Consider the following 1763-nt stretch of genomic DNA (forward strand, 5'->3'; position numbering starts at 1 on the left):
AAAACTGGATAAACAATTATCCTAAGAAAATACTAGGCTATAAATCTCCTAAAGATGTTTTACTAAATGGCTAACTTGCACTTGAAATTTAGCTTCGTTTCCATTAATTTCACTAGCCTATAAAAGCTAAATTATAGTCTACCAATTTGTTAACTGGTAATAATCAAACCAATATTTTTATTTGCTAAATTAAGTTCAACCTTAATTCTAACTATCCTTTGGTTTTGTTTTAGAAGATAATGCTCATTCTAAAACTACTCATTTATACCTTGTACTTATCAACTTTGTGAATCATGCATTTGAAAAAGCCTTCTGTAAAATTAAACTTATCTGACAACGACTGAATAACCTTTCTTCTTAAACAAAACTTATTACTTTGAACTTTGTCGTCGTAGCCTAGGACATAAAATAGTACCCCAAAAGTTAAGTAGAAAATCTAACTTTCGGGGTACTATTCAGTTAGGTTAATGAGAGCTTCTTATTGGATAAAATTTTATATAATTAAGATTGATCATCATTTACATTTAGTTGATTCTATATACAATCAATAGATATAATTTAACAAGGGACTTTGATTAATTATATTTAGAATTTTTACTCATCATAGTTCATTTTTAATTGATATTTTTAAAATCACTAAATCTAACCCTTAGTTCTTTCATCATTTTTTCTTTTCCCCTTATTCGACCTCCTGTAATAATTCTATCAAAAACTTCATTTTCATCATCACTGAGTGTCGATTTAAATTCATCAATAATTTCATTAAAAGCAACAAATTCGTCCAACTTCATTCCTCCATTAGCAATTCTACTACTATTTTCCCAAACATCTTCATAGACCATTTTATCAAACTTCCTTTTATAACTTTCTTGTTTACGAATTTGATCCTTAACATAATTAGAAAATTTTGTTTTAAAAAATACAAATAATTTTCTAGAGTCACTTATTACTTCAGTATTCTTTATTAAAAGTTGGTATAGGATAATCTGCCCCTCTTGCTCCCAATCTTCTAATTCCCAAAGTTTTAAGGAATATTCTTTCCTTAACTTTAAAACAATTGGTCGTACTCTACTGTAATATTTAAGAAACTCATGTGATTCCATAAATACCTCCTTTGATTTTGATAATCCAATTATAGAGCCTTAAAGAAAAAAAGAACATGACATAAATGTCATATTCCATCAAAAACAAAACATCAAAATGAAGATTAACTTTCCATTTTAGACTTACCTCATGCTCACAAGTAATGTAAATTATGGGATTCATTCGTAGTTCAAAAGAGGAGACGAAGAGATTTTTTTCGTCTCAGATTAAGTTTTCTCATCCTGCTTTGGTGCCAGAATTCATCACAAATCACTTAATCACCTTTCCAAAAAAAAAATTCAACAAATTTTGATATTTCTAGTATAGCAAATATATAATCATGTACAAGTAGTACATAATAAGAATCACCCATCTATTCTTGGACCTGGCCTTAAAAAAGACATAAAAAATCCTATCTGACTTAAAACATAATAGTCCTCAACTGACAAAGAACGTAAAAATTTTGAGAAAATAAAAAAAAACACTTACAAAGTAAGTGTGAACAACTCCGCCAGTAGGACTCGAACCTACGACATCATGATTAACAGTCATGCGCTACTACCAACTGAGCTATGGCGGATTAAAGCTAAGCGACTTCCATATCTAACAGGGGGCAACCCCCAACTACATCAGGCGTTCTAGGTCTTAACTTCTGTGTTCGGCATGGGAACAGGTGTATC

Annotated in this window: 1 protein-coding gene, 1 tRNA gene and 1 rRNA gene; all 3 read right to left on the bottom strand. The window is 30.0% G+C overall.

Annotated features, from left to right (window positions below; all coding sequences use genetic code 11):
• Nucleotides 1-614 precede the first annotated feature (614 nt).
• A complete protein-coding gene (locus JOC28_RS10560) occupies nucleotides 615-1103 on the bottom strand; it encodes a sigma-70 family RNA polymerase sigma factor (protein ID WP_205010631.1) in 489 nt (162 codons plus the stop codon).
• Between the two features lie 486 nt (nucleotides 1104-1589).
• Nucleotides 1590-1663, bottom strand: a tRNA-Asn gene (locus JOC28_RS10565).
• Between the two features lie 5 nt (nucleotides 1664-1668).
• Nucleotides 1669-1763, bottom strand: a 5S ribosomal RNA gene (rrf, locus tag JOC28_RS10570); the annotation flags it as partial.

It is taken from the genome of Streptococcus loxodontisalivarius (assembly GCF_016908645.1).
GTDB classification, from domain to species: Bacteria; Bacillota; Bacilli; order Lactobacillales; family Streptococcaceae; genus Streptococcus; species Streptococcus loxodontisalivarius.

Bases quoted from the DNA above. Each gene is read 5' to 3' on its own strand.
- JOC28_RS10560 (WP_205010631.1), bottom strand. From the start codon at position 1,103: ATGGAATCACATGAGTTTCTTAAATATTACAGTAGAGTACGACCAATT.